Source organism: Nocardioides sp. SR21, from assembly GCF_022761125.1.
Lineage (GTDB): Bacteria > Actinomycetota > Actinomycetes > Propionibacteriales > Nocardioidaceae > Nocardioides.
Genome location: NZ_JAKWJR010000013.1, coordinates 55,121 through 79,169, shown reverse-complemented (window position 1 = coordinate 79,169; position 24,049 = coordinate 55,121). Strand labels below are relative to the sequence as shown.

Annotated in this window: 26 protein-coding genes and 1 other RNA gene; 19 read left to right on the top strand and 8 right to left on the bottom strand. The window is 72.4% G+C overall.

Going from position 1 to position 24,049, the window contains the following annotated elements:
* Positions 1–105 precede the first annotated feature (105 nt).
* Positions 106–484, bottom strand: an RNA gene (gene rnpB / locus MJ604_RS21230) — RNase P RNA component class A.
* A gap of 42 nt (positions 485–526) precedes the next feature.
* On the opposite strand from rnpB, the gene MJ604_RS21225 reads away from it, so the two are divergent.
* Both MJ604_RS21225 and MJ604_RS21220 read left to right on the top strand, forming a co-directional pair.
* Entirely contained in the window at positions 527–1,066 is a 540-nt protein-coding gene (locus MJ604_RS21225) for a GNAT family N-acetyltransferase (protein WP_243060709.1), read from the top strand.
* Positions 1,066–1,476 (top strand): M48 family metallopeptidase, encoded by a 411-nt coding sequence (locus MJ604_RS21220; RefSeq protein WP_243060708.1) that lies wholly within the window; start codon positions 1,066–1,068, stop codon positions 1,474–1,476. Before MJ604_RS21225 ends, MJ604_RS21220 begins: the two co-directional genes overlap by 1 nt.
* On the opposite strand, the gene map is transcribed toward MJ604_RS21220, so the two are convergent.
* Entirely contained in the window at positions 1,460–2,320 is an 861-nt protein-coding gene (gene map / locus MJ604_RS21215; RefSeq protein WP_374458362.1) for a type I methionyl aminopeptidase, read from the bottom strand. The two genes, MJ604_RS21220 and map, sit on opposite strands and share 17 nt — an antisense overlap.
* Between map and MJ604_RS21210 the strand changes: the two genes are divergently transcribed.
* Together MJ604_RS21210 and MJ604_RS21205 are read left to right on the top strand one after the other, a co-directional pair.
* Positions 2,319–2,492: a hypothetical protein gene (locus MJ604_RS21210; RefSeq protein ID WP_243060706.1), complete on the top strand. Its 174-nt coding sequence runs from the start codon at positions 2,319–2,321 to the stop codon at positions 2,490–2,492. The genes map and MJ604_RS21210 overlap by 2 nt on opposite strands.
* Positions 2,485–2,730, top strand: coding sequence for a hypothetical protein (locus MJ604_RS21205; RefSeq protein WP_243060705.1), 246 nt, complete (start codon positions 2,485–2,487; stop codon positions 2,728–2,730). The genes MJ604_RS21210 and MJ604_RS21205 overlap by 8 nt, the downstream gene beginning before the upstream one ends.
* 26 nt (positions 2,731–2,756) lie before the next feature.
* Here MJ604_RS21205 and MJ604_RS21200 read toward each other — a convergent pair whose 3' ends face one another.
* From MJ604_RS21200 to MJ604_RS21185, 4 genes are all read right to left on the bottom strand, one after another.
* On the bottom strand, positions 2,757–3,935 hold the full coding sequence (locus MJ604_RS21200) for a PQQ-dependent sugar dehydrogenase (RefSeq protein ID WP_243060704.1): 1,179 nt from the start codon (positions 3,933–3,935) through the stop codon (positions 2,757–2,759).
* A gap of 72 nt (positions 3,936–4,007) precedes the next feature.
* Complete coding sequence (gene panB, locus MJ604_RS21195; RefSeq protein ID WP_374458361.1) at positions 4,008–4,859, bottom strand: 3-methyl-2-oxobutanoate hydroxymethyltransferase; 852 nt, start codon at positions 4,857–4,859, stop codon at positions 4,008–4,010.
* Between the two features lie 61 nt (positions 4,860–4,920).
* Positions 4,921–6,063 carry an MFS transporter gene (locus MJ604_RS21190; RefSeq protein ID WP_243060702.1) on the bottom strand — a complete coding sequence of 381 codons (1,143 nt, stop codon included), beginning with the start codon at positions 6,061–6,063 and terminating at the stop codon, positions 4,921–4,923.
* A gap of 9 nt (positions 6,064–6,072) precedes the next feature.
* Positions 6,073–6,537: a VOC family protein gene (locus MJ604_RS21185; protein ID WP_243060701.1), complete on the bottom strand. Its 465-nt coding sequence runs from the start codon at positions 6,535–6,537 to the stop codon at positions 6,073–6,075.
* Between the two features lie 93 nt (positions 6,538–6,630).
* Between MJ604_RS21185 and MJ604_RS21180 the strand changes: the two genes are divergently transcribed.
* The 14 genes from MJ604_RS21180 (at position 6,631) to MJ604_RS21115 (ending at position 21,942) form a co-directional block, all read left to right on the top strand.
* Positions 6,631–7,122 (top strand): SigE family RNA polymerase sigma factor, encoded by a 492-nt coding sequence (locus tag MJ604_RS21180; RefSeq protein WP_243060700.1) that lies wholly within the window; start codon positions 6,631–6,633, stop codon positions 7,120–7,122.
* Positions 7,119–8,273, top strand: a complete 1,155-nt coding sequence (locus MJ604_RS21175; protein WP_243060699.1) for a hypothetical protein — start codon at positions 7,119–7,121, stop codon at positions 8,271–8,273. The genes MJ604_RS21180 and MJ604_RS21175 overlap by 4 nt, the downstream gene beginning before the upstream one ends.
* A 119-nt stretch (positions 8,274–8,392) precedes the next feature.
* Positions 8,393–9,373: a hypothetical protein gene (locus tag MJ604_RS21170; RefSeq protein WP_243060698.1), complete on the top strand. Its 981-nt coding sequence runs from the start codon at positions 8,393–8,395 to the stop codon at positions 9,371–9,373.
* Positions 9,374–9,377: 4 nt separating this feature from the next.
* Positions 9,378–10,127, top strand: a complete 750-nt coding sequence (locus MJ604_RS21165; protein ID WP_243060697.1) for a class I SAM-dependent methyltransferase — start codon at positions 9,378–9,380, stop codon at positions 10,125–10,127.
* A gap of 28 nt (positions 10,128–10,155) precedes the next feature.
* A complete protein-coding gene (locus MJ604_RS21160) occupies positions 10,156–12,186 on the top strand; it encodes an NAD(+) synthase (RefSeq protein WP_243060696.1) in 2,031 nt (676 codons plus the stop codon).
* Positions 12,187–12,239: 53 nt separating this feature from the next.
* The gene (locus MJ604_RS21155; protein WP_243060695.1) at positions 12,240–12,857 is read left to right on the top strand and encodes a hypothetical protein; all 618 of its coding nucleotides are present in this window, start codon (positions 12,240–12,242) and stop codon (positions 12,855–12,857) included.
* 118 nt (positions 12,858–12,975) lie between these two features.
* Positions 12,976–14,313 carry a type I glutamate--ammonia ligase gene (gene glnA / locus MJ604_RS21150; protein ID WP_243060694.1) on the top strand — a complete coding sequence of 446 codons (1,338 nt, stop codon included), beginning with the start codon at positions 12,976–12,978 and terminating at the stop codon, positions 14,311–14,313.
* Positions 14,313–14,675: a hypothetical protein gene (locus MJ604_RS21145; protein WP_243060693.1), complete on the top strand. Its 363-nt coding sequence runs from the start codon at positions 14,313–14,315 to the stop codon at positions 14,673–14,675. The genes glnA and MJ604_RS21145 overlap by 1 nt, the downstream gene beginning before the upstream one ends.
* Entirely contained in the window at positions 14,672–15,394 is a 723-nt protein-coding gene (locus MJ604_RS21140) for a type 1 glutamine amidotransferase (protein ID WP_243060692.1), read from the top strand. The genes MJ604_RS21145 and MJ604_RS21140 overlap by 4 nt, the downstream gene beginning before the upstream one ends.
* Positions 15,391–18,372, top strand: coding sequence for a bifunctional [glutamine synthetase] adenylyltransferase/[glutamine synthetase]-adenylyl-L-tyrosine phosphorylase (locus MJ604_RS21135; RefSeq protein ID WP_243060691.1), 2,982 nt, complete (start codon positions 15,391–15,393; stop codon positions 18,370–18,372). The genes MJ604_RS21140 and MJ604_RS21135 overlap by 4 nt, the downstream gene beginning before the upstream one ends.
* A gap of 27 nt (positions 18,373–18,399) precedes the next feature.
* A complete protein-coding gene (locus tag MJ604_RS21130) occupies positions 18,400–19,083 on the top strand; it encodes a hypothetical protein (protein ID WP_243060690.1) in 684 nt (227 codons plus the stop codon).
* Between the two features lie 181 nt (positions 19,084–19,264).
* The gene (locus MJ604_RS21125) at positions 19,265–20,668 is read left to right on the top strand and encodes a PepSY domain-containing protein (RefSeq protein WP_243060689.1); all 1,404 of its coding nucleotides are present in this window, start codon (positions 19,265–19,267) and stop codon (positions 20,666–20,668) included.
* Positions 20,669–20,704: 36 nt separating this feature from the next.
* Positions 20,705–21,322, top strand: coding sequence for a flavodoxin family protein (locus MJ604_RS21120; protein ID WP_243060688.1), 618 nt, complete (start codon positions 20,705–20,707; stop codon positions 21,320–21,322).
* A complete protein-coding gene (locus MJ604_RS21115) occupies positions 21,319–21,942 on the top strand; it encodes a class I SAM-dependent methyltransferase (RefSeq protein WP_243060687.1) in 624 nt (207 codons plus the stop codon). The genes MJ604_RS21120 and MJ604_RS21115 overlap by 4 nt, the downstream gene beginning before the upstream one ends.
* 2 nt (positions 21,943–21,944) lie before the next feature.
* Here MJ604_RS21115 and MJ604_RS21110 read toward each other — a convergent pair whose 3' ends face one another.
* Together MJ604_RS21110 and MJ604_RS21105 are read right to left on the bottom strand one after the other, a co-directional pair.
* Positions 21,945–22,118: a CDGSH iron-sulfur domain-containing protein gene (locus MJ604_RS21110; RefSeq protein WP_243060686.1), complete on the bottom strand. Its 174-nt coding sequence runs from the start codon at positions 22,116–22,118 to the stop codon at positions 21,945–21,947.
* Positions 22,115–23,071, bottom strand: coding sequence for an iron-containing redox enzyme family protein (locus tag MJ604_RS21105; protein WP_243060685.1), 957 nt, complete (start codon positions 23,069–23,071; stop codon positions 22,115–22,117). The genes MJ604_RS21110 and MJ604_RS21105 overlap by 4 nt, the downstream gene beginning before the upstream one ends.
* A 29-nt stretch (positions 23,072–23,100) precedes the next feature.
* Here MJ604_RS21105 and MJ604_RS21100 point away from each other — a divergent pair, with 29 nt between their 5' ends.
* A complete protein-coding gene (locus MJ604_RS21100) occupies positions 23,101–24,048 on the top strand; it encodes a TIGR03557 family F420-dependent LLM class oxidoreductase (RefSeq protein ID WP_243060684.1) in 948 nt (315 codons plus the stop codon).
* Position 24,049: the final 1 nt, after the last annotated feature.

Below are 24,049 nucleotides of genomic sequence, written 5' to 3'. Positions count from 1 at the left end.
GGCCATGGCGACGACCATCCGTCTGTCACTAGGGGGCCCCGAGGTGGAAACACCATAGCGAGACGGGCGTCACTCCGACAGGCCCCAAAACCTGGACCCTGGGTGCGGACGGACTGGCCTGTAGGCCGGGTTCTGTACGCCGAAGCGTGGCGACCATCCATCTACGAGTGCCGTTGCCGACACCCTCCAGCGATCTACCCGCGCACTCGGGCGGGCCGCCCTCGAACGTACGCGCATCCCGTGCAAGCACGGGACTTCTTGATCTTGCTCCAGGTGGGGTTTACCGATCCGGCCGAGTCACCTCGGTCGCTGGTGGTCTCTTACACCACCGTTTCACCCTTACCGCCGGGCGAGCCCGGTGGCGGTTTGTTCTCTGTGGCACTGTCCCGCGGGTCACCCCGGGTGGGTGTTACCCACCACCTTGCCCTGTGGAGCCCGGACCTTCCTCGGGGAGTTGCCTCCACGCGGTCGCCCGGCCAGCCCATCCGCGAGAGCAAGGATAGAGGCTGCGGCTTACGGTGTGTGCATGCTTCCCGAGGGCTACGAGATCCGGCCGCTGGCAGCGGGCGACGGGCCGCTGATGGCGGCGGCGTACCGCCGCAACCGCGAGCACCTGGCGCCGACGGATCCCGACCGGCCGGAGGGGTGGGACACCGACGACGCGCAGGCGGAGGACGTCGGGCGGCAGGTGGCGGACGCGGGGGAGGGCAAACGGTTCTCGTACGTCGTCGTCCACGACGGGTCGATCGTCGGGCGGGTGGCGCTGGTGAACGTCGTGCGCGGGCCGCTGCAGAGCGCGGTGCTGAGCTACTGGGTCGACGTGGACCACCAGGGACGCGGGCTGGCGAAGGCGATGACGGAGTACGCCGCAGAGCGGGCGGGGGAGATGGGACTGCACCGGATCGAGGCCGGGACGCTGCTGGACAACCACGGGTCGCAGGCCGTGCTGAGGAGAGCCGGGTTCACCGAGATCGGGGTCGCGGAGCGGTTCCTCTACATCCGTGGAATGTGGCGGGACCATCGGCTGTTCCAGCGGATCCTGCACGACGAATCCTTGGAGGCATGATGACTGACGAGCTGCGGCCGCCGCCGATCGTCTTCCCGGGCCAGACCGGCCCGGAGTCGGCGTACCGCACCGCCTTCGACCTGCTCGAGCGGCGCGCGCCCAAGGAGGCGCTCGAGGTGCTCGAGCCCGCGCTCGAGCAGGAGCCCGAGAACGCCGGCCTGCGCTCGCTGCGAGCCTGGGCGTACCTGATGCGTGCCCAGCTCCAGAAGGCCGAGACCGAGCTGACCTGGCTGGTCGAGCACGACCCGTCCGACGACTGGTCGCGGCACGCGCTCGGGCGCGCCCTGGAGCGGCAGAGCCGGTACGCCGAGGCGCTGCCGCACCTGCGGCTCGCCGCCGCGATGACCGGCGACCCGGACCACTGGCTCTCGGTGTTCCGGGTGGAGCAGCTGCTCAGTCCGCCTGAGTGAGGATCTCCGCGCCGGTCGGGGTGACCAGCAGCGTGTGCTCGAACTGAGCGCTGCGCTGCCGGTCACGGGTCACCACGGTCCAGCCGTCGTCCCACATCTCCCACTCGGGGGTGCCGAGGTTGAGCATCGGCTCGATCGTGAACGTCATCCCGACCTCGATCAGCTCGTCGTGCTCGGGGTCGTCGTAGTGCGGCACGATCAGCCCGCTGTGGAACGACGTGCCGATCCCGTGGCCGGTGAACTCGCGGACGACGCCGTACCCGAACCGCGCGGCGTAGGACTCGATCACCCGGCCGATCACGTTGATCCGGCGCCCGGGCTTCACGGCCCGGATGCCGCGCTCGAGCGCCTCGCGCGTGCACTCCACCAGCAGCCGCGACTCCTCGTCGACGTCCCCGGCGAGGAACGTGGCGTTGGTGTCGCCGTGGACGCCGTGGAGGTACGCCGTGATGTCGATGTTGACGATGTCGCCGTCCTGCACGACCTGGTCGGACGGGATGCCGTGGCAGATGACCTCGTTGACGCTGGAGCACAGGGACTTGGTGAAGCCGCGGTAGCCGAGCGTGGACGGGTACGCCCCGTGGTCGCAGAGGAACTCGTGGCCGATCCGGTCCAGCTCGTCGGTCGTGACCCCGGGGACGACGTGCGCGCCAACCAGCTCGCGCGCCTGCGCCGCGAGCCGGCCGGCCGCACGCATCCGCTCGATGGTGTCGGCGTCCTTCACCTCGGGTCCGGTGTAGCGCTCCGGCAGCTCCTTGCCGACGTACTCCGGCCGAGGGATCGACGCGGGTACGGCGCGGAGCAGCGGGGAAGTCACGGACGCGAGTGTAGTTTCAGGAGGCATGAGCGCGTTCTGGTACTGCGTGAAGCACAAGCGGGTCGAGAGCGACGAGGACATGTGCCCGCCGATCGACCGGCTCGGCCCGTTCGCGTCCCGCGAGGAGGCCGAGCACGCGCTCGGCAAGGCCGAGGAGCGCAACGAGGACTGGGACAACGACCCGAACTGGAATGACTGACCTGACGCCGGCCGATCCCTGGCCGTTCGTCGGCATGGCCGGGATGGCGTGCGCGTTCTTCCTGTACGCCGCCAGCCTCACCTTCGCGCCGTGGTGGGTCGTGCTGCTGCTGATGCTCGCCTGGGTGGCCCTGCTGCTCGTGGCGATCGCGTGGTTCACGCCGCACCCGCGCCGGGTCCCGGCCGTGGCGGTCGTCGCCGTCCTCTTCTGGGTCGGCGCCGTCGCCCTGCTTGCCTAGGGCGTTCAGCGGCTCGCCTAGGGCGCTCAGCGGCGGGGCCGCACCGCCAGGATCGCGTCGTTGCCGCCGCCGTTGTCGGTGGTGACGTAGAAGACCGAGCCGGGGCCGTCGACGACGGTGCGGATGCGCCCGAACTTCCGCAGCGCCGGCGGGACCCGCACGCCCTGGAGCCTGCCGGAGTCGGAGACCGTCAGGAACACCACCCGCTCGGCCTTGAGGGCGGCGACGGCGAAGGTGCCGTCGTACGCGCCGAGCCGCTTGCCGTAGACGAAGCCGCCGCCGGAAGCGGCGAGCGTCGGGTCGCCGGAGCTCCACACCGCGTTGCGCTGACGTCCCGGCAGTGACTGGTCGGTCATCGGGACGCTCTCGTTGTAGCCCGGGACCGGGTTGTAGCCGTAGTCGCCGCCATTGCGGAGCAGGTTCACCTCGTCGTCGCGGTACGTGCCCTGCTCGACGGAGAACAGCACGCCGTCGCGGCGCCGGTCGAGGCCCTGCACGTTGCGGTGGCCGTAGGTGTGGACGAAGCGCTGGTTGCGGTTGCTCGACCCGATGAACGGGTTGGACGAGCACGGCCGCCCGGACAGCTGGAGGCACAGCGTCTTGCCGCCGAGCGACTTCTTGTTCTCCGGGTTCGCGCCGACCGCGGCGTCGCCGGTGCCGACGTACAGCTTGCTGCCGGTCGCGAGCAGCCGGCAGCCACCGTGGCGGCCGCTGGTCGCCGGGAACCCGCCGATCATCCGCTTGCTGGCGGTGATCCGCGTGAGCGCGGAGTTCAGCGTCCACCGCATCACGCGCACGTCGTGGCCGTCGCCCGCGGTGCTGCCGCCCTGGCAGGTGTAGAACCGGTGGTTGCGCTTGAAGCGCGGGTCGAGCTCCAGCCCCATCAGTCCGGTCTCACCGGAGACCCAGACCGAGCTCGTCGGGAAGCCGCGGACCACCCGCGAGCGGCCGTCGGACCAGATCGAGACCGTGGCCCGGTCGCGCTGGGTGTACAGCAGCCGCCCCTGCCCGATCGGCCGCACGTCCCACGGCTTGTCGAGCCCGGTGACGAGCCGCTTCACCGCGAGGCCTGGTACGTCGGCCCGCTGCGCCGTCCTCTCGGGAGCCGCGCGTTCCGGCGCTGGTGTCGCGGCGTGGCCGGCGACAGAGCCGACGAGCACGGAGCTCGCGAGGGCGACCAGGGTTCCGAGCAAGACCGGGCGCATGCCGATCACCGTACCCAGCCGGACCCGACGTACCCCTCTGGGCTCCTCGACCTGGCTGCTGGTTCCCGGCAGTCAGAAGGTGTGGTCCGCCTCGGGGAACGTGCCGGCCTTCACGTCGGCGGCGTAGTCCTTCGCGGCCTGCAGGAGTACGCCGTGCAGGTCGGCGTACTGCTTCACGAAGCGTGGCATCCGGCCGGTCCGCAGCCCGAACGCGTCCTGCCACACGAGCACCTGGCCGTCGCACTGCGCGCCGGCACCGATGCCGATCGTGGGGATCGACACCGAGGCGGTCACCTCGGCGGCGACGTCGCCCGGGACCATCTCCATCACGACCGCGAACGCGCCGGACTCCTCCATCGCGATCGCCTCCTCGACGACCCGCTTCGCGGCGTCGCCCCGCCCCTGGACGCGGTAGCCGCCGAGGTTGTGCTCGGACTGCGGGGTGAAGCCGATGTGCGCCATCACCGGGATGCCGCCCTCGGTGAGCTTGCGGACCTGGGGCGCCATCTCGACGCCGCCCTCGAGCTTCACCGCGTGCGCGTTCGCCTCCTTCATGAAGCGGACGGCGGTCAGGTAGGCCTGCTCGGGCGAGGCCTGGTACGACCCGAACGGCAGGTCGGCGACGACCAGCGCGCGGCGCGCCGACCGGGTGACCGCGCGGACCAGCGGGATCAGCTCGTCGACGGTCACCGGGAGCGAGGTCTCGTTGCCGAACACGTTGTTCGACGCGCTGTCGCCGACGAGGAGGACCTCGATGCCGGCCTCGTCGAACGTCTGCGCGGCGTACTGCTCGTAGGCGGTGAGCATCGCGAATCTCTCGCCACGCTGCTTCATCTCCCGCAGGTGGTGGGTGCGGATCCGCTTGATCTGCGGTGCTTCGGCCTTGGCCGGACCGGTGCCGTACGGCGCGGTCTCCTCGCTCATCGAGTCTCCCGGAGGTGTCATCTCGCAGCTCCCTGATGGAGTCCACGGACCACCAGTCAGGCTAGCCCCGGACCGGGCGTTTCAACCCTGTGGTGCTGGTCACGGCCAGCGACGCGAGGGCCACACCGACGGCGACCAGGAGAGCGACCCGGGCGCTGCCGAAGGCGCCGAGCAGGTACGGCGCGAACATGCCGAGGTAGGCGAGCGAGTAGAAGACCCCGACGAGTGCGCCCTTCTCGGACTCCGGCGCCAGCCGCTCGGCCTCGCGCAGCCCGGTGACCAGCCCGGAGCCGTAGCCCGCGCCGAACACCGGCGCGGCGAGCAGCACGATCCACCGGTTGTCGGTGCCGACCGCGAGGACGCCGAGAAGCAGCGCGGCGATCGTGAACAGCATCCCGATGCGTCGGTCGTCGAGGCGGCGGGCGAGCGGCTGCACCGCGACGCCGGTCCCGAGCGTCACGAAGGTGAGCAGGGCGGCGAACGCCAGCTCGCCCTGGACCGGGGTGTCGATGACGCTCGGCAGGTAGGCGAACGTGATGACCGCGGACGCGAACACCCAGGGCGCCGCCGGGGCGACGGTGAGCACGAACCGTCGGCTGAGCGCGGCGGCGGGCAGCCGGAACAACGGCCGACGGGGCGGTACGGCGGGACGCGGGCCGGCGACCGGCCACAGCAGCACGACGCTCAGCACGCCGAGCACCAGGTGTGGGACGTACGGCACGGTGAGCGGGTGCGCGGAGAACTCCGCGATCATCCCGGCCGTCAGCGGCCCGACCGCGAAGCCCGCGGTGAGGAACTGCCCGGCGCGGCGGGCACCGGTCCCCGGTCGCTCGTCCACGGACAGGTCCGCCACCCACGCGGTGGCCGCGCCGAACACGATGCCGGAGCTGAGCCCGGCGAGCAGCCGGGCGGCCGCCAGCCCGGGCGTCCAGTCGTGCCAGACGATCAGCGCCACCGAGGCCAGCGGCGACAGCGCGACGAACGGCAGGACGACCGCGCGCCGGCCCCAGCGGTCGGACGCGGCACCGCCGACGAGCAGCGCCGGGATCAGCCCGACGGCGTACAGCCCGAACAGCAGCGCGCGGGTCTGGGTGGCCATGCCGAGCTCGTGGCCGTACGCGAGCAGCATCGACGCGAACTGGTTCGCGCCCCAGCCGACCGCGAACAGCGCGAGGGCGACGCGCAGCCACGGCCGGAAGGTCACCCGGCGAGATTAGGCGCTCGCGGCGTCGGCGGCGGCCTCGATGTCGGCGATCACGATCTTCTGCTGCGTCATCATCACCGCGACCGCAGCCTGGGCCCGGGCGGCGTCCGGGTCGGAGACGAGCTCGTAGAGCCGCACGGGCACGATCTGCCAGGACAGGCCGAACTTGTCCTTGAGCCACGCACACTGGTCGGGCACGCCGCCGGCGACCAGCGTGTCCCAGTAGTAGTCGACCTCGGACTGGTCGGCGCAGTTCACGCTCAGCGAGATCGTCTCGGTGAAGCCGGCGTGCACCGGGCCGCCGTTGATGCCGCGGAAGGGCCGCCCGTCGAGCGTCCACTCGGCGGCGAGCACGCGGCCGTCCTCGTAGTGGGAGACCCCGCGGACCTCCGAGTTGGGGAACACCGTGGTGTAGAACTCCACGGCCTCCATCAGGTTGTCGTCGAACCACAGGCAGGTGCTGATCTCGGGCATACCGGCTCTGACCGAGGCGGGCGGACGAACTCATCGGGGAAACTCGTGCCAACCGGATCGCGTGGACCAGGCGTTCTCTGGGTGAGGAGGCCGATGGACGAGCAGGAGTTCACCGCGTGGGCAGCCGGCGTCGAACGCTCGCTGCTGCGTTCGACGTACCTGCTCACCGGAGACCTCCACCGTGCTGAAGACCTGGTCCAGGAGGCGCTCGTGAAGGTCGCGATGAGGTGGGACCGGCTGCGCGACGGCAACCCGACGGCGTACGCCCGGACGATCGTCGTGCGCGACCACATCTCGTGGTGGCGCCGGCGCGGGCGCGAGATCCCGGTCGAGGAGCCGTTCGGCGGCGCGGGCGTCTCGTCCGACCCCGACACCGCCATGGTCGTACGCCGGTCGCTGCAACGGCTGACGCCTGCGCAGCGCGCCGTGGTCGTGCTGCGGCACTTCGACGACCTGTCGGTCGAGGAGACCGCTCAGATCCTGCGCGTCGCGCCCGGGACCGTGAAGAGCCAGAACGCCGCCGCGCTGGCCCGGCTGCGTGACGGCGCGCCCGAGCTGCTCGCGCTGATCGGGAGGGCGCCATGACCGAGCTCCGAGACCTGCTCGACCTGGCCACCGACCGCGTGGAGGCGCCCGGCGGTGCCGCCGCGGCGCTGGGCTCGGCGCGCCGGCGGCGTACCGCCCGTCGCTCGCTGGCCGCGACCGCGACCGTCGTGGTGCTGGTCACCGGCGTCGCGCTCGCCGGCCGGATCGGCGGCGACCGGACCGTGGAGCCGGCACCCGCGCCGACCAGCAGCCCGACGACGGTCGTGCCCGTCGCCCCGGCCATCCCGAGGTCGGCGGTCCACCCGGTCTGGGACCCGCGCGGTGCCGAGGGGCTGCCGGTCGTCGAGCTCGGCGTGCCGCGGGTGATGGAGTCGCTGACCCCGGGCACGGTGACGCGGCCGGTCGCGGTGCTCGACGACGGGTCGCGCGCCGTGCTGGTGTCGGGGGACGGGTACTCCGAGGAGCTGACGTTGCCGGACGGGCTGGGAGGCGCGCGGACCGTGACGATCTCGCCGGACGGCCAGCGGCTGGTCGCTGCCGGAGCGTCGGGGTTCTTCTGGCGGGACCTCGACGGTGAGTGGCGCGAGGTCGACGGCGTCCCCGGTGAGGCCCGGCTGACCTGGCTGCCCGACAGCTCGGGCGTGGTCGCTCGCGGCTGGCCCCGCGCGGTCCGCGTCGACCTGGACGGCGGCACGGTCGAGGACGTGGCGTACCTGGAGGGCGTCTCCCACATCGGCTTCGGCCCGGACGGGCGGATCGTCGGCACCGAGCCCCAGCTGGTCGTCGAGTGGGGCGACGGCGAGGAGGTGGGCAGGTTCCGTACCGGAGAGCTCGAGGGCCTGATCCTGCCGGCGGTCGGCAACGACACCATCGCGTTCACGCGCGCGAACCTCGTCCTGGGGGACCAGCCGGCCGACCGTGACGGCCTGGTCGCCGTGGACCGCGAGACGCTCGAGACCCGCGCCTACCTGCCGGTCCCGGACGACCACGACTACTACGCGTTCGCCGAGGAGCTGCGCCCGCTCACCTGGCTGAGCGACGACGTCCTCGCCTTCACGGTCCTGCCCGAGGGCGCGCCCAAGGAGTACCTCGTCACCTGGAACGCCGAGACCGGCGAGCTCTCCCGGGTCTCCTGCTGGCTGTCCGGCGAGACCGCCGTGTTCGCGACCGACCTGCTGGGCCGGTCGTGAGGCGTCGAGACACCAGGAACGGCCCTGGGAGAGGCCGATCCGGGGCCGTTCCTGGTGTCTCGACGGTCCTGGGCCTGGTGCTGCTCACCGCCTGCACCTCGAACGATCCGCCCGAACCGGTGCCGGCCCCGCCACCGAGCAGCAGCGCGCCGGCCGAGCGCGCGTGGGACCCGCGGGACGTGGACGACCTGCCGATGGCGCCCGACGCGGTGGCGGCCGCCCTGCCGGCCTACGTCGACCCGCCCGACGAGGCGCCCGCGCTCGCGACGAAGCCGATGGCTGCGGCGGTGCTCTCGGTGGATCGTCGCGGCGGCCGGGTCCAGCTGCTGGGAGTGGACGGCTCGTGGCGCGAGGTCCGGTTGCCGAACGCCCACGGGCGGCTCGCGCTGTCGCGTGAGGAGCTGTCTCCGGACGGCACCCGCCTCGCGGCCCTGGTCGACGACGGGATCGAGGTCTGGCACCTGCCGACCGGCGACCGGACCGTGCTGCCGCTGCCGTCCGGCTTCGAGCCGTGGGACTTCTCCTGGATCGGCTGGGTGGACGGCGACTCTCTGCTCCTCGACGACCTGAGGGGCGGATGGCGGATCGACGTGATCAGCGGAGCCGTCGACGAGGTGCCCTACCCGACGGGGATGAGCTTCGGCTGGGCACTCGACGACCGCGGCGCGGTGGTCGAGGTCTCGGACCCCGCAGGCGACAGCGTGCTCACCGACTGGGGCGGGGGAGTGCAGCGGCGGGTCGACATGTCGCCCACCGGCCACCTCTCCTCGATCCAGGCTCGCGACGAGACCATCGTCGGGACGTCGTACGAGAACGACGGCTTCGCCGTGTACGTCGCCGATCGGACGGACCTCGCGCCGCGCCACCGCCTCCCGGTGCGCGACCACGAGGCGAACTACAGCAACTGGGGGCTGAGCACTGTCGGCATCCTCGACGACGGCAGCGTGCTGCTCTGGGTGGCCGTCCCGAGCCGCAGAGCCGACGTCGACGGCTGGCGGATCGTCCGGTGGGACCCAGCCACCGACCGGCTGAGCGTCGTGACCCGCAGCGAAGGCGACCCCACGGGAGGCCTCACCTTCGCCCAGGACGTCCTACAGTGAGCCCGTGGCCTTCGACGTCGCCGCGGACCGCTACCACCGGTTCATGGGGCGCTACTCCGAGCCGCTCGCGGACCAGTTCGTCGAGCTGGCAGGGGTACGCCGCGGCATGCGTGCGGTCGACGTCGGGTGCGGACCGGGTGTCCTGACCGCCCGCCTGGTCGAGCGGCTCGGGGCCGACCACGTCGCGGCGCTCGACCCGTCGCCGCCGTTCGTCGCGGCCGCCCGCGAGCGCTGCCCGGGCGTCGACGTCCAGCAGGGCAAGGCGGAGCACCTGCCGTACGAGGACGGCGTGTTCGACGTGGCGCTCGCCAACCTGGTCGTGCACTTCATGTCGGACCCGGTCGCCGGGCTCACCGAGATGGGCCGGGTGGCCGGGCTCGTCGGGGCGACGGTGTGGAACCACGCCACCGCAACCGGTCCGCTGTCGACGTTCTGGCGGGCGGCCAAGGACCTCGACCCGCGAGTCGCCGACGAGGCGACGCTGCCCGGCACCGGCGAGGGCGACCTCGGGGTGCTGGCTCGCGAGGCCGGGCTGCGCGACGTCCGGGAGGGCACGCTGACCGTGACCGTGCCGTACACCGGCTTCGACGAGTGGTGGGAGCCGTACACGCTCGGCGTCGGGCCGGCCGGCGACCACGTCGCACGCCTCGACGATGCCGCGCGGGAGCGGCTGCGGGCGCGCTGCGCCGAGCTGCTGCCCGACGGCCCGTTCGAGATCTCAGCGACCGCGTGGAGCGTGGTGGCGCGCACATAGCCCCCGCCCGCGTGGGAAACTCCCCGACGTGGACTTCTACTCCGCCTACGCGCACGGGTTCGCCCGCGTCGCGGCCTGCACGGTGCCGATCCGCGTCGCGGACCCCGCGACCAACGCCCGCGCGGTGCTGGAGCAGGCGCGGCTCGTCTCGGACGACGGGGTCGCCGTCGCGATCTTCCCCGAGCTGTGCCTGAGCGGGTACGCCATCGACGACCTGTTCCTCCAGGACCCGCTGCTCGACGCGGTGACGGACGCGATCGCCCAGATCGTCGCCGCGTCAGAGGACCTCGCGCCGGTCCTGGTGGTCGGCGCCCCGATCGCGCACGGGAACCGCGTGCTCAACGCCGCAGTGGTCATCCACCGCGGGCGGATCCTCGGCGTCGCCCCGAAGTCCTACCTGCCGACGTACCGCGAGTTCTACGAGCGCCGGTGGTTCGCGCCCGGCGACGACGTGCGGGGTACGACGGTGCTCGCCGGCCACGAGGTGCCGATCGGGCCGGACCTGCTGTTCGAGGCCGTCGACGTGCGCGGGCTCGTGCTGCACGTCGAGGTCTGCGAGGACATGTGGGTGCCGGTCCCGCCGAGCGCGGAGGCAGCGCTCGCCGGCGCGAGCGTCCTCGCGAACATCTCCGGCAGCCCGATCACCGTCGGCCGCGCCGAGGACCGGCACCTGCTGGCCCGCTCCGCGTCCAGCCGCTGCCTCGCGGCGTACCTCTATGCCGCCGGCGGCCAGGGCGAGTCCACGACCGACCTGTCGTGGGACGGCCAGACGATGGTCTACGAGCACGGCGAGCTGCTCGCGGAGACCGACCGGTTCCCCGACGGGCCGCGCGCCGCGATCGCCGACGTCGACCTCGACCGGATCCGCCTCGAGCGGCTGCGGACCGGCACGTTCGACGACAACCGCCGCTCGGTCGCCCCGGAGTTCCGCACGGTCGAGTTCGAGCTCGCGCCGAGCACCGCCGACATCGGGCTGCGCCGCAAGGTGGACCGCTTCCCGTTCGTCCCGGACGACCCCGAGCGTCTGGCCCAGGACTGCTACGAGGCCTACAACATCCAGGTCTCCGGACTCGAGCAGCGCCTGCACGCCATCGGCCAGCCCAAGGTCGTCATCGGCATCAGCGGCGGACTCGACTCCACCCACGCGCTGATCGTCGCCGCGAAGGCGATGGACCGGCTGGGCCGACCGCGCAGCGACGTCCTCGGCTTCACCCTGCCGGGCTTCGCGACCGGTGAGGCCACCAAGGGCTACGCCTGGGCGCTCGCCGACTCGCTCGGCATCACCATGCAGGAGATCGACATCACCGACGCCGCGCGGGCGATGCTCACCGACCTCGACCACCCCTACGCCAAGGGCGAGGAGGTCTACGACATCACCTTCGAGAACGTCCAGGCCGGCCTGCGCACCGACTACCTGTTCCGCCTCGCCAACCACCGCGGCGGGATCGTCCTCGGGACCGGCGACCTCTCGGAGCTCGCGCTCGGCTGGTGCACGTACGGCGTGGGCGACCAGATGTCGCACTACAACGTGAACGCCGGCGTGCCGAAGACGCTGATCCAGCACCTGATCCGCTGGGTGGTCAGCACCGGCCAGTTCGACGAGGACACGAACGCCGTGCTGCTCGACGTCGTCGGCCAGGAGATCACCCCCGAGCTGATCCCGACCCGCGAGGACCACCTGCCGCAGTCGACCGAGCAGTCGGTCGGGCCGTACTCCCTGCAGGACTTCACGCTCTTCCACGTGCTGCGCTACGGCTACGCACCGAGCAAGATCGCCTTCCTCGCCTGGCACGCCTGGCACGACCCGGAGGCGGGGGAGTGGCCGCCCAACTACCCGGACGACCGGCGCATCGCGTTCGACCTCGCGACGATCCGCGAGTGGCTCGAGGTGTTCGTACGCCGCTTCTTCGCCAGCCAGTTCAAGCGCTCGGCGCTGCCGAACGGGCCCAAGGTCAGCGCGGGCGGCACCATGTCGCCCCGGGGCGACTGGCGGATGCCGTCGGACGCCAGCCCGGCGGCCTGGTTGGCCGAGCTCGAGGCGAACGTCCCGACCTCCTGAGAACAGCGGCGGTCCGGATGCAACCGGCCGCCCCGCCGGGGCGTATCCCCGGCATGATCACGAAGAGCCCCCTCCGACTCGGCGCGGCCACCGCCGTCGCCGCCGCCGCCCTCGCCGCAGCGCCCACCGGCACCGCGACCGCCGACCAGCCGCGTGAGCGGCGTACGACCACGATCACCTTCGAGGTCCCCGACTGTGACGGCTGCACCCTCCAGCTCCAGAACGGCCGCTGGGACGACGACGCCCCGTGGGGCGTGCGCGTCTGGGAGTCCCAGGAGAAGCAGGTGCGCGACGACGTCGTCCGCTTCACGGTCCCGACCCACCGCACCGAGGGCCTCTCGGTGCTGGTCCGGGCGCCCTGGGAAGGGCACACCGGCTACGTCACCACCGTCGCGATGCGCTACGCCAAGAAGCAGGCCGGCGACGCGGTCGGCCTCCGCGAGGCCAAGCACACCCGCAACGCCTCGGCCTGCTGGGCCGGCACCGACGCCGATTCCCTGACGTTCCCGATCACGGTCGAGAAGGTCCGCGTGGACGGCGTGCAGGAGCGAGTGCCGGGCTCGATCGCCTACGCGACCACCACCCAGGAGTGGATCGACCCGATGCGTGCCGCCTGGCACGGCGTGCTCGGCTCCCAGGACGCGAACATCTGCGGCGAGCGCCCGGCCTGACCCACCCGGCCGGACGTACGGCTGGCTTCTCGCACCTCAACCACCGTGACGGTGGTCGAGGTGCGAGCGCCAGCGAGCCTCGAAACCACCGCCCGGGGCCCACCACTAGGCTCTGGCCATGGGTAAGCAAGAGGACTTCGTTCTCCGCGCTCTCGAGGAGCGCGACGTCCGGTTCGTCCGGCTCTGGTTCACCGACGTGCTGGGCTTCCTGAAGTCCGTCGCGGTGGCACCGGCCGAGCTCGAGGGCGCGTTCGCCGAGGGCATCGGCTTCGACGGCTCGGCCATCGAGGGCTTCGCCCGCGTGTACGAGGCCGACATGCTCGCCAAGCCGGACCCGTCGACGTTCCAGATCCTGCCGTGGCGTGGCGAGGGCCCGTCGACGGCGCGGATGTTCTGCGACATCGAGATGCCCGACGGGTCCGCGTCGTACGCCGACCCGCGCCACGTGCTGAAGCGGACGCTGTCCAACGCGGCCGAGAAGGGCTTCACCTTCTACACGCACCCCGAGATCGAGTTCTACCTGTTCAAGGAGCCGCCGGAGCCCGGCGTGGAGCCGATCCCGGTCGACCGCAGCGGCTACTTCGACCACACCGCGCAGTCGATGGGCGCCGACTTCCGGCGCGAGGCGATCACCATGCTCGAGGCGATGGGCATCTCGGTGGAGTTCAGCCACCACGAGGGCGGCCCGGGGCAGCAGGAGATCGACCTGCGGTACGCCGACGCGCTCAGCACCGCCGACAACATCATGACGTTCCGCACCGTGATCCGTGAGGTCGCGCTGAGCCAGGGCATCTGGGCGACGTTCATGCCCAAGCCGTTCACCACCCACCCGGGCTCGGGCATGCACACGCACGTGTCGCTGTTCGAGGGCGATCGCAACGCGTTCTTCGAGGCCGGCGCGGAGTACCAGCTGTCCAAGACCGGCCGCCAGTTCATCGCCGGCGTGCTCAGGCACGCGCCGGAGATCAGCGTGGTCACCAACCAGTGGGTCAACAGCTACAAGCGGCTGATGTTCGGCGGCGAGGCGCCGTCGTACGTCTGCTGGGGCCACAACAACCGCTCGGCGATGATCCGGGTCCCGATGTACAAGCCCAACAAGGGCCAGTCGACCCGCATCGAGCTGCGCACCGTCGACGCCGCCTGCAACCCGTACATGGCGTTCGCCGTCGTGCTGGCCGCCGGCATGAAGGGCATCGAGGAGGACTACGAGCTGCCGCGCGAGGCCGAGGACGACGTCTGGTCGCTCACCGAGCGCGAGCGCACCAGCCTCGGCATCGAGCCGCTGCCGAAGAGCCTGTCCGAGGCGATCGCGGTCGCCGAGAACTCCGAGCTTTTGGCCGAGACGCTGGGGGAGCAGGTCTTCGACTTCTTCCTGCGCAACAAGCGCGCCGAGTGGGAGGACTACCGCGGTCAGGTGTCCGCCCACGAGCGCGACCGCATGCTCCCGGTGGTCTGATGCGCGACGAGTTCCTCACGCCCAGCCGCGCGAAGTCGCTGCGCCGGCTGCTGGTCGTGGTGCTCGGCTTCGCCGCCGTGATGGTGGTCGTGTCCGTGCCGCTGATCCTGGGTGACGACTACGTGCGGTTCGGCTTCATCGTCCTCGGTCTCGGCCTCTGCCTGGCCGCCAGTGCGTGGCGGGCTCGCGCCGCGGTGCTGGCGGAGTCGCCGGGTGCGCGGCGCCTGGTGATCCTCACCGCCGTGCTCACCCTCCTGTTCTCCGTGCCGCTGATCGGGCTGTTCTACCTGGGCCTGCTCACCGCGATCACCGGGGTCGGCCTGCTGTTCGTGACGCTGTCGCAGGAGCGGGTGGCTCCGTGACGATCCGCCCGACGGTGCTGGTCATCGAGCACGACGCCGAGTGCCCGGTCGCCCTCGTCGGCGACTGGCTCGACGCGGCGGGATGCGACGTCGTGGTGTGCCGGCCGTACGCCGACGACGTGCTGCCCGCGATCGCGACGTACGACGCGCTGCTCGTGCTCGGCGGCCCGATGGGCGCCAACGACGACGAGAAGCACGCGTGGCTCGGGCCGGTGAAGGACGTCATCCGTGACGCGCGCGACACCGACCTGCCGACGCTCGGCATCTGCCTCGGCCACCAGCTGATCGCGGTCGCGCTCGGCGGGACGGTCGAGCGGAACCCGCGCGGCCAGCAGGTCGGCCTCCTGGGCGTCGGCTGGACCGAGGCGGCCCGCGACGACCGGCTCGTCGGTCCGCTCGCCACCCCACGCCGGGGCGTGCAGTGGAACGACGACATCGTGATCCGGCTGCCCGACGACGCGACCTTGCTGGCCGAGACCGAGCACGGCGAGGTGCAGGTGGCGCGTTACGCACCACTGATGTGGGGCGTCCAGCTGCACCCCGAGGTCGACGAGCCGATCCTGCGCCCGTGGGCCGAGGACGACCGCGGCTCGCACGAGACCCGTGGCATCGACACCGACGGGGTGCTGCGCGACATCGACGCCGCACGGGCGGAGCTCGACGACGCGTGGCGACCGCTCGCCGAAGGGTTTGCCGAGCTGGCGAAGTCCGCACGATGATCCGGCCGGTCACCAGCGCGGGCAGCCTGTCGCGGCTGGGCTTCCTCGACCCGGACGCCGCAGTCGCCGCCCTGACCCGGCTCGGTGACGCGGCCGAGCCGCTGGCGCCGCTGATCGCGCGCACCGCGGATCCCGACGAGGCGCTGGACGGGCTGATCCGGCTCGTCGACGTGCTCCAGGACCCCGCCGACCTGCTCGACGTGCTGGTCAACGACGAGGGCACCGCGATGCGGCTGCTCTCAGTGCTCGGTGCCAGCGAGGGGCTGACCGACCACCTGGTGCGGCACCCCGAGCAGTGGAGCCAGCTCACCGACCCCGCGCTGGGCTCCACCCGGCCCGCGGCGTGGGCCGTCCGCGCCTCGCTGCTCCGCGCGGTGGGAGCCGACCCGACCTCGCCCGCGCCGACCGCGACGCTGCCCGACGCCGAGGCCGTGGACGTCCTGCGCGTCGAGTACCGCCGCTGGCTGGTCCGGCTCGCCGCCCGCGACCTGGCCCACCACCTGGCCGTCGACGACACCGCGGCCGAGCTCTCCGACCTCGCGGCCGGGACGCTCGACGCCGCGCTGGCGATCGCCCGGCAGCGGGTCGGCGCGGACGCCGACCTGGCCCGGCTCGCGGTGATCGCGATGGGCAAGTGCGGTGGGCACGAGCTCAACTACGTGTCCGACGTGGACGTGATCTTCGCGCACGCGCCGACCGAGGCGGGGGAGCAGGACGAGGCCGGGACGCTCCGCGCCGCGACCCAGCTGGCCAGCCACCTGATCCGGATCTGCTCCGACCACACCCAGGAGGGGACGATCTGGCAGGTCGACGCTGCGCTGCGCCCCGAGGGCAAGGCCGGACCGCTGACCCGCACGATCGCCAGCCACCGCGGCTACTACGAGCGCTGGGCGAAGACCTGGGAGTTCCAGGCGCTCCTCAAGGCGCGCCCGATCGCCGGCGACCTCGCGCTCGCGCAGGAGTTCGTCGACGAGACCAGCCCGATGGTCTGGTCGGCGGCCGAGCGCGACGGCTTCGTCGAGGACACCCAGGCGATGCGCCGGCGCGTGGTCGAGCACATCCCGGCCAAGGACGCCGAGCGCCAGCTCAAGCTCGGCTCCGGCGGGCTGCGCGACGTGGAGTTCGCCGTGCAGCTGCTCCAGCTGGTGCACGGCCGCGCCGACGAGCGGGTCCGCCCGCCGACGACGCTGAGCGCGCTGGCCGAGCTGACCAACGGCGGGTACGTCGGCCGCGAGGACGGCGAGGCACTGCACGAGGCCTACGCGTTCCTGCGCACGCTCGAGCACCGGATCCAGCTGCATCGGCTGCGCCGCCTCCACGTGGTCCCCGAGGACGAGGTGTCGCTGCGCCGGCTGGGCCGGAGCATGGGCTTCTTCAAGGACCCGGTCACCGTCCTCAACAAGACCTGGCAGCACCACCGCCGGGAGGTACGCCGGCTGCACGAGAAGCTCTTCTACCGCCCGCTGCTGTCCGCGGTCGCGAAGATCCCCGGCGACGAGGCGCGGCTCTCGCCCGAGGCCGCCGAGAACCGGCTCGCCGCGCTCGGCTTCCTCGACCCGCAGGGCGCGCTGCGGCACCTGGAGGCGCTCACCACCGGCGTCACCCGCGCCTCGCAGATCCAGCGCACGCTGCTGCCGGTGCTGCTCGGCTGGTTCGCCGACGCGCCCGACCCGGACGCCGGGCTGTTCGGCTTCCGGCGGATCAGCGAGTCGCTCGGCTCGACGCCGTGGTACCTCGCCACCCTGCGCGACGAGGGCCAGGTCGCCGAGCGGCTGGCGAAGATCCTCGCGACGTCGCGCTACGCCACCGACCTCCTGGAGCGTGAGCCGCAGGGCGTGCGGATGCTCGGCGGTGACCTCACGCCGATGTCGGCCGAGGCGCTGACCGAGGAGATGCTCGCGTCCTCCAAGCGCCACGACGAGGCCGAGGAGGCCGTGCTCGCGATCCGCGGGATCCGGCGCCGCGAGCTGTTGCGCATCGCCTCCGGCGACCTGCTCGGGCTCACCGACGTGGCCGACGTCGGCGCCGGTCTGTCCCGGCTCACCGACGCCACCCTCGAGGCGACGCTCGACATCGCCGGCCGGGCGGTGCGCCGCCAGCGCGAGCTCGACGCCGCGCCGACCCGGATGGCGATCGTCGCGATGGGCCGCTACGGCGGCTTCGAGCTGTCGTACGGCAGCGACGCCGACGTGCTGTTCGTGCACGACCCCGAACCGGGCACCGACGCGCAGGTCGCCGCGTCGTACGCCCAGGCCGTGGCGAACGAGCTGCGCCGGCTGCTGTCGATCGCCGGCCCCGACCCCGCGCTCGAGGTCGACGCCGACCTGCGGCCCGAGGGCAAGCAGGGGGCGCTGGTGCGCACCCTCGACTCGTACGCCGCCTACTACGCCAAGTGGTCGAAGGTCTGGGAGGCGCAGGCGCTGCTGCGCGCCGACGCGATCGTCGGCGACCCCGAGCTGCGCCGCCGGTTCACCGAACTGATCGACCCGCTGCGCTACCCGCCGGACGGCATCAGCGCCGACGACATCCTCGAGGTGCGCCGCATCAAGGCACGCGTGGACGAGGAGCGGCTGCCCCGCGGCGCCGACCCGCACACCCACCTCAAGCTCGGCCGGGGCGGGCTCGCCGACATCGAGTGGACGGTGCAGCTGCTGCAGATGCGGTACGCCGGCGCCGTACCGGAGCTGCGCACCTCGCGGACCCTCGAGGCGCTCGCGGCGGCGCGCGGCGCGGGCCTGATCGACGAGGACGACGCGTCGGTGCTCGCGCAGAGCTGGCGCCGGGTCAGCCGGGTCCGCAACGCGGTGACGCTGGTCCGCGGCAAGGCCAGCGACGAGCTGCCCCGCGACGTCCGGGAGCGGGCGGCGGTGGCCAGCATCCTCGGCTACCCGGCCGGATCGTCGGACGCGATGGTCAACGACCAGCTGCGGTACACCCGGCTGGCGCGCGCGGTCGTGGAACGCGTTTTCTGGGGCTGAGCCCCTGCCGTGGCAGAATCTCGACCCGTGGACTCGAGAATGGACCCCGCGCTGCTCTGGGCGCGCGCGTTCCTCCTCGCGTTCGTGGCGTGCTTCCTCGGCGTCGTCGGCCACGTCACCGCCGACGGCCTGCTGCCCGGTCCGGGCTGGCTGGTCGCGCTGGTGCTCGTCGGCACGCTGCTCAGCCTGCCGATCCTGGCCCGTCCGGCCACCGGGCTGCGGCTGGTGCTGCTGCTCGTCGGCGGCCAGACGCTCGTCCACCTGTTCCTCACCGTCACCGCCGGCCACGTGGGCGACCGCAGCGCCGCCCCGGTCACCCACCACACGGGCCGGATCCTCCCGACCGTCGACGGCCACCGGGTCGGCTCGCTGCAGGACCAGTACGACGCGATGGTCGGCTCCGGGACCGCCCAGCCGGTGCTCCCCGTCGGGCACCTGATCAACGACCTGTCGGCGCACGCGCCGATGATGGCCGTCCACCTCCTCGCCGCCGCCCTGGTCGGGCTGTGGCTGGCGGTCGGCGAGCGCTCCCTGTGGACCCTGGTCGCGCTGGCGACCGCGGTCCTCCTGCGCCTGGTCGCTCCGCTGCTCCCCGTGCTCCCCGCGCGGGGGCTGGCCACGCTGCCGGGCGAGCCCGCCGGCCTGGCCGCGCCACTCCGGCTGACCCGATCCGTCGTACGACGCGGGCCACCGGCTCTCCTCGCTGCCTAGGGAAGTACTGACCAACGGGAGGGCGGCGTGAGCGCCGCCCAGGCACGCGCCTCGCCAGCGCACGACCTGAACGGCGCGGGCAATCCACCCCTCGTTGACCAGCACTTCCCTGACGGCAGCACGCACCCACGCGATCGCGCGCCTGCGCGTCGCGCCGTCCTGCGTTGTCCCGAGGAGACCCATGACCGACCTGATCGCGCCCGAACGGGCGCCGTCACCCGACCGACCATCGCGCCCCAGGAAGAAGGGCTCCGGCCTGTTCCGCGCCGCCTGGCGCTGGCACTTCTTCGCCGCATTCCTGGTCGTCCCGGTGCTGCTGGTGCTCGCCGCCACCGGGCTGATCTACCTGTTCCGCTTCCAGATCGAGCCGCTGCTGCACCACGACCTGATGCGGGTCGAGCAGCAGCAGAACACCATCGTCCAGCCGTACTCCGGCCAGCTCGCCGCCGTCGAGAGCCGGTTCCCCGACGCGACCGTCGTCTCGATGACCGAGCCCGGCGCGCCGGACGAGAGCACGCGCTTCTCGCTGGCGATGCCGGACGGCTCGACCCGCGACGCGTACGTCGACCCCTACGGCCCGACGTACCTCGGCTCGCTGAACCCGGACACCACGCTGTCGGGGTACGCCGTACGTCTCCACGGCGAGCTGATGGCCGGAAAGACCGGCGACCTCGTCATCGAGCTCGGCGCCTGCTGGGCGATCGTGATGGCGCTGACCGGCTACTACCTCTACGTCAAGGGCTGGCGGGCACGCCGCCGCGCGAAGCAGAAGCTGCGCTCGCGACACGGCGCGGTCGGGCTGTTCGTCGGGCTCGGGCTGCTGACCCTGGTCGTCACCGGCCTGCCGTGGACCGGCGTGTGGGGTGCCAAGGTGCAGGAGCTCGCCACCGACCGCGGGACCTCGATGTGGAGCCTCGACCACGGCGCGATCAGCGACCCGACGTCGACGCTCGACGAGTCGCTGCCGCACAGCCACGCCACCGACGTGCCGTGGGGGATGGGCAAGTCCGAGGTCCCGACGTCCGAGAAGGGCGACGGCCGCAACGTGGCGAACATCGACACTGCGGTCGAGGTCGCCGACGGCGAGGGCCTGCGGCACCCGATGACCGTCGCGCTGCCGTCCGACGACGACGGGGTGTACTCCGTGATCGGGTACGCCTTCGACGCGCCCACCGACGAGCGGACCGTCCACGTGGACCGGTACGGCGGCGGCGTCGTGTCGACGTACGGCTTCGACGACTACCCGGACCTCGCCAAGGTCGTCTCGCTCGGCATCGGGCTGCACGAGGGACGCAGCCTGGGGCTGTGGTCGTTCTGGGGCTCGGCGCTGATGTGCCTCGCGGTGATCTTCATGTGCGTCACCGGGCCGCTGATGTGGTGGCGCCGGCGACCCAGGGGCTCGTCGTCGATCGGCGCGCCGCGTGGGCGGATGCCGCTGCGGACCACGCCGCTGCTGGTGGTCGCCCTGGTCGCGCTCGGAGTGCTGCTCCCGGTGTTCGGCATCTCGCTGGTCGCGGTGCTGCTCCTCGACCAGCTGGTGCTGCGCCGGGTGCCGGCGCTGTCCGCCTGGTTCGACACCGCGTGACCGCATGGCGGCGGCCGCGCCGGGGCACATGGAGGCATGAGCGACGTCTCCCTGCGTGCCCTGGTGCTGGTGTGCACCCTGAAACCGTCCCCTGCGGAGTCCAGCTCCCAGCTCCTCGCCGAGCAGGTGATCGAGGAGCTCGGGACGCACGGCGTGACCGGCGAGATCATCCGCGTCGTGGACCACGACGTCCGGTTCGGGGTCACGGCCGACGAGGGTGACGGCGACGGCTGGCCCGGGATCCGGGCGAAGATGCTGGCGAGCGACATCCTGGTGGTCGCCACGCCGATCTGGATGGGCCAGCCGTCCTCGGTGTGCAAGATGACGCTCGAGCGGCTCGACGCCGAGCTCGGCGAGACCGACGACGAGGGTCGGATGCTCACCGAGGGCAAGGTCGCGATGGTCGCGGTCGTCGGCAACGAGGACGGCGCCCACCACACCGTCGCCGAGGTCCTGCAGGCACTCAACGACACCGGGTTCACGGCCGCGTCGACGGCGGCGACGTACTGGGTCGGCGAGGCGATGCAGGGGACCGACTACCTCGAGCTCGAGAAGACCCCGGAGAAGACCGCGTCCGCCACGCAGGCCGCCGCGCGCAACGCCGTCCACCTCGCGACGCTGCTGCGGAACGCGCCGTACCCCGCCTCGGCATGACCACCGAGCGCGCCGAGACGGTCGCCTTCGGGCCGCTGCACATCACGTTCGACGGTCGCGTGCTGCGGCCGCGGTCGTGGACCCAGGCGCAGTCCACCTGGGCCGCCGAGATCCTCCGGGACGCGCCCCCGGGTCAGGTGCTCGAGCTCTGCGCCGGGGCGGGGCACATCGGGCTGCTCGCGGTCCTGGGCTCGACGCGCTGCCTGCTGTGCGTCGACATCGACCCGGTCGCGTGCGAGTTCGCGCGGCACAACGCCGAGGCGGCCGGGCTGACCAGCCGGGTCGAGGTGCGCGAGGGCGCGATGGACGAGGTGCTGCGCGACGGCGAGCGGTTCGCGGTCGTGATCGCGGACCCGCCGTGGGTGCCCCGCGACGACGTCGGGCGCTTCCCCGAGGACCCGCTGCTCGCGATCGACGGCGGCGACGACGGCATGGACCTCGCCCGGCTCTGCGTGGACGTCGCGCACCGGCACCTGCTGCCCGGCGGGGTGCTGCTGCTCCAGCTCGGCACCGTTGCGCAGGTCGAGTCGTTGCGGGACCTGCTCGACGACACGTTCAGCGTCACCGAGGTGCGGTGGTACGACGACGGCGTGCTCGCCCGCCTGGACCTCGGCAGCTGACCTCAGCTGGGGCGCTGGTCGGCCGGCAGCACCTTGTGCGTGCCGTCGCACCAGGGGAAGCGCGCGGACTTCTCGCAGCGGCAGACCGCCGCGACGGGTCGGTCGCTGTCGGGGTGGTCGCGCACCAGCATGGGGCCGCCCGGGCACACGATCGTGTCGGGGTGCTCGTAGCTCATGCGGCCCTCTCCTCGATGCCCCACCGGGCGAACATCGCGTGCGCGAACCGGGACTCCAGGTCGAGGCAGGTGTACGCCCCGAACCACACGTCGCCCTCGAGCTCGGGCTCCTCGGCGAGCAGCCCCGCGCAGATCGTGCGCACGGCGAGCTGCTCGTGCACCGCGTCGGCCTCGACGTGCTCGGTGTAGTACTCGACCAGCTCGTCGGGGAAGTCCAGCCGCCTCAGACCCTCGGCCATCCGCCGCGACGGCAGCGAGCTGGTCGCCTCGAACGCCGCGAGGTGACCGAGCGCCGCGCCGCGCAGCCGCCGGTGCAGGCCGAACAGCGACAGCGTGTTGTTCTGCTCCAACGCCTCGAGCGGCACCGCGTCGAGGTGGGCGTCGTACGCCGGATCGAGCCCGCTGGCCTCCATGCCGAGCTCGAACAGGTGGTGGTGCAGGCGGTTCGGGTCGCCGCCGCCGTACTCGTCGTACTGCAGCTCCATCAGCGCGGCCTTGGCGCGCACGCCCAGCCGCGGCACCACCCAGGCGACCGGGTCGGACTCCTTGAGGTGGTAGATCGAGCGCACCGCCAGCAGGTCGAGGACCTGGTCGCGGCTCGCGTTGCGGTGCACGTGGCGGGCAAGCGACGGGCCGTCCTGCTCGTCGATCCAGTCGAGGGCGTCCTCGACGAACGACAGCCCGGCGGGGGCGTGGAAGCGGGAGCGGAGCCGGTCCTCGAGGTCGGCCTCGAGCTGGCGGCGGACCCGCAGCAGCTGCGGGTCCCACTCGAGGGCGTCGTCGATGTCGGTCAGGCCGCGGTAGTGCAGCTCGTGCAGGACCCACAGGGCGAGGGCGGCGTCGTCGCCGGTGGTCTTCGTCGCCAGGCCACGGAAGTCGCCACCGGCGCGGAGCGCGGAGAAGAGGTGCTCGGTGAGTTCACCCCGCGGACGGGGGAGCGTGGTCGTTCGCATGCCGCTTCGTACCCCGGGTACTTGGCGGCATGCGCATCGGATATTTCCTGTCGACCGAGGAGTACGGACCGGCCGAGCTCATCGCTCAGGCCAGGGCAGCGGAGGAGGCCGGCTTCGAGGCCTTGTGGATCAGCGACCACTTCCATCCGTGGAACAACGAGCAGGGGAACAGCCCCCTGGTGTGGAGCGTGATCGGCGCGATCAGCCAGGTCTGCAAGCTCCACGTGACCACCGCGGTCACGTGTCCCACGACCCGCGTGCACCCCGCGGTCATCGCCCAGGCGGCCGGCACCAGCGCCGAGCTGCTCGAGGGCCGGTTCACCCTCGGCGTGGGCACCGGTGAGGCCCTCAACGAGAGCATCCTGGGCGGCCCGTGGCCCACGGCCGACGTACGCCTCGAGATGCTCGAGGAGGCGGTCGGCCTGATCCGGGAGCTCTGGAAGGGCGAGGTGGTCAACCACCGCGGGCGGCACTACACGGTCGAGCACGCGCGGATCTACAACGTGCCGGACGTGCCGCCGGAGATCTTCGTGTCCGGCTTCGGGCCGAAGGCGGTCGACCTCGCGGCGCGGATCGGCGACGGCTACATCAGCACCTCGCCGGACCCGGAGCTGCTGAACCGGTTCCGTGCCAGCGCCGACGGCAGGCCGGCGCAGGCCGGCGCCAAGGTCGCCTACGCACCGACCAAGGAGGAGGGCTGGGAGCACGCGCACCGGTTGTGGCCGAACGCCGGGCTGCCCGGGGAGCTCGCGCAGATCCTGCCGACGCCGGAGCACTTCGAGCAGGCCACCGAGCTGGTCACGATGGACTCGACCCGCGACTCGGTCGTCGCGGGCGACGACCCTGAGGACCACCTCGACCAGGTCCGGTCGTACGCCGACGCGGGCTACGACGAGCTCTACCTCGCCAACATGGGCCCGCACTACCTGGAGATGATCGACTTCTACGGCAAGCACGTCCTGCCGAAGGTCAGTTGAG

What these genes read in the sequence shown, in the direction of transcription:
- MJ604_RS21225 (WP_243060709.1), top strand. Translation starts at nt 527, where the DNA reads ATGCTTCCCGAGGGCTACGAGATCCGGCCGCTGGCAGCGGGCGACGGG.
- MJ604_RS21220 (WP_243060708.1), top strand. Translation starts at nt 1,066, where the DNA reads ATGACTGACGAGCTGCGGCCGCCGCCGATCGTCTTCCCGGGCCAGACC.
- MJ604_RS21210 (WP_243060706.1), top strand. Translation starts at nt 2,319, where the DNA reads ATGAGCGCGTTCTGGTACTGCGTGAAGCACAAGCGGGTCGAGAGCGAC.
- map (WP_374458362.1), bottom strand. Translation starts at nt 2,320, where the DNA reads ATGCCTCCTGAAACTACACTCGCGTCCGTGACTTCCCCGCTGCTCCGC.
- MJ604_RS21205 (WP_243060705.1), top strand. Translation starts at nt 2,485, where the DNA reads ATGACTGACCTGACGCCGGCCGATCCCTGGCCGTTCGTCGGCATGGCC.
- MJ604_RS21200 (WP_243060704.1), bottom strand. Translation starts at nt 3,935, where the DNA reads ATGCGCCCGGTCTTGCTCGGAACCCTGGTCGCCCTCGCGAGCTCCGTG.
- panB (WP_374458361.1), bottom strand. Translation starts at nt 4,859, where the DNA reads ATGAGCGAGGAGACCGCGCCGTACGGCACCGGTCCGGCCAAGGCCGAA.
- MJ604_RS21185 (WP_243060701.1), bottom strand. Translation starts at nt 6,537, where the DNA reads ATGCCCGAGATCAGCACCTGCCTGTGGTTCGACGACAACCTGATGGAG.
- MJ604_RS21180 (WP_243060700.1), top strand. Translation starts at nt 6,631, where the DNA reads ATGGACGAGCAGGAGTTCACCGCGTGGGCAGCCGGCGTCGAACGCTCG.
- MJ604_RS21175 (WP_243060699.1), top strand. Translation starts at nt 7,119, where the DNA reads ATGACCGAGCTCCGAGACCTGCTCGACCTGGCCACCGACCGCGTGGAG.
- MJ604_RS21155 (WP_243060695.1), top strand. Translation starts at nt 12,240, where the DNA reads ATGATCACGAAGAGCCCCCTCCGACTCGGCGCGGCCACCGCCGTCGCC.
- glnA (WP_243060694.1), top strand. Translation starts at nt 12,976, where the DNA reads ATGGGTAAGCAAGAGGACTTCGTTCTCCGCGCTCTCGAGGAGCGCGAC.
- MJ604_RS21145 (WP_243060693.1), top strand. Translation starts at nt 14,313, where the DNA reads ATGCGCGACGAGTTCCTCACGCCCAGCCGCGCGAAGTCGCTGCGCCGG.
- MJ604_RS21135 (WP_243060691.1), top strand. Translation starts at nt 15,391, where the DNA reads ATGATCCGGCCGGTCACCAGCGCGGGCAGCCTGTCGCGGCTGGGCTTC.
- MJ604_RS21125 (WP_243060689.1), top strand. Translation starts at nt 19,265, where the DNA reads ATGACCGACCTGATCGCGCCCGAACGGGCGCCGTCACCCGACCGACCA.
- MJ604_RS21120 (WP_243060688.1), top strand. Translation starts at nt 20,705, where the DNA reads ATGAGCGACGTCTCCCTGCGTGCCCTGGTGCTGGTGTGCACCCTGAAA.
- MJ604_RS21115 (WP_243060687.1), top strand. Translation starts at nt 21,319, where the DNA reads ATGACCACCGAGCGCGCCGAGACGGTCGCCTTCGGGCCGCTGCACATC.
- MJ604_RS21110 (WP_243060686.1), bottom strand. Translation starts at nt 22,118, where the DNA reads ATGAGCTACGAGCACCCCGACACGATCGTGTGCCCGGGCGGCCCCATG.
- MJ604_RS21105 (WP_243060685.1), bottom strand. Translation starts at nt 23,071, where the DNA reads ATGCGAACGACCACGCTCCCCCGTCCGCGGGGTGAACTCACCGAGCAC.
- MJ604_RS21100 (WP_243060684.1), top strand. Translation starts at nt 23,101, where the DNA reads ATGCGCATCGGATATTTCCTGTCGACCGAGGAGTACGGACCGGCCGAG.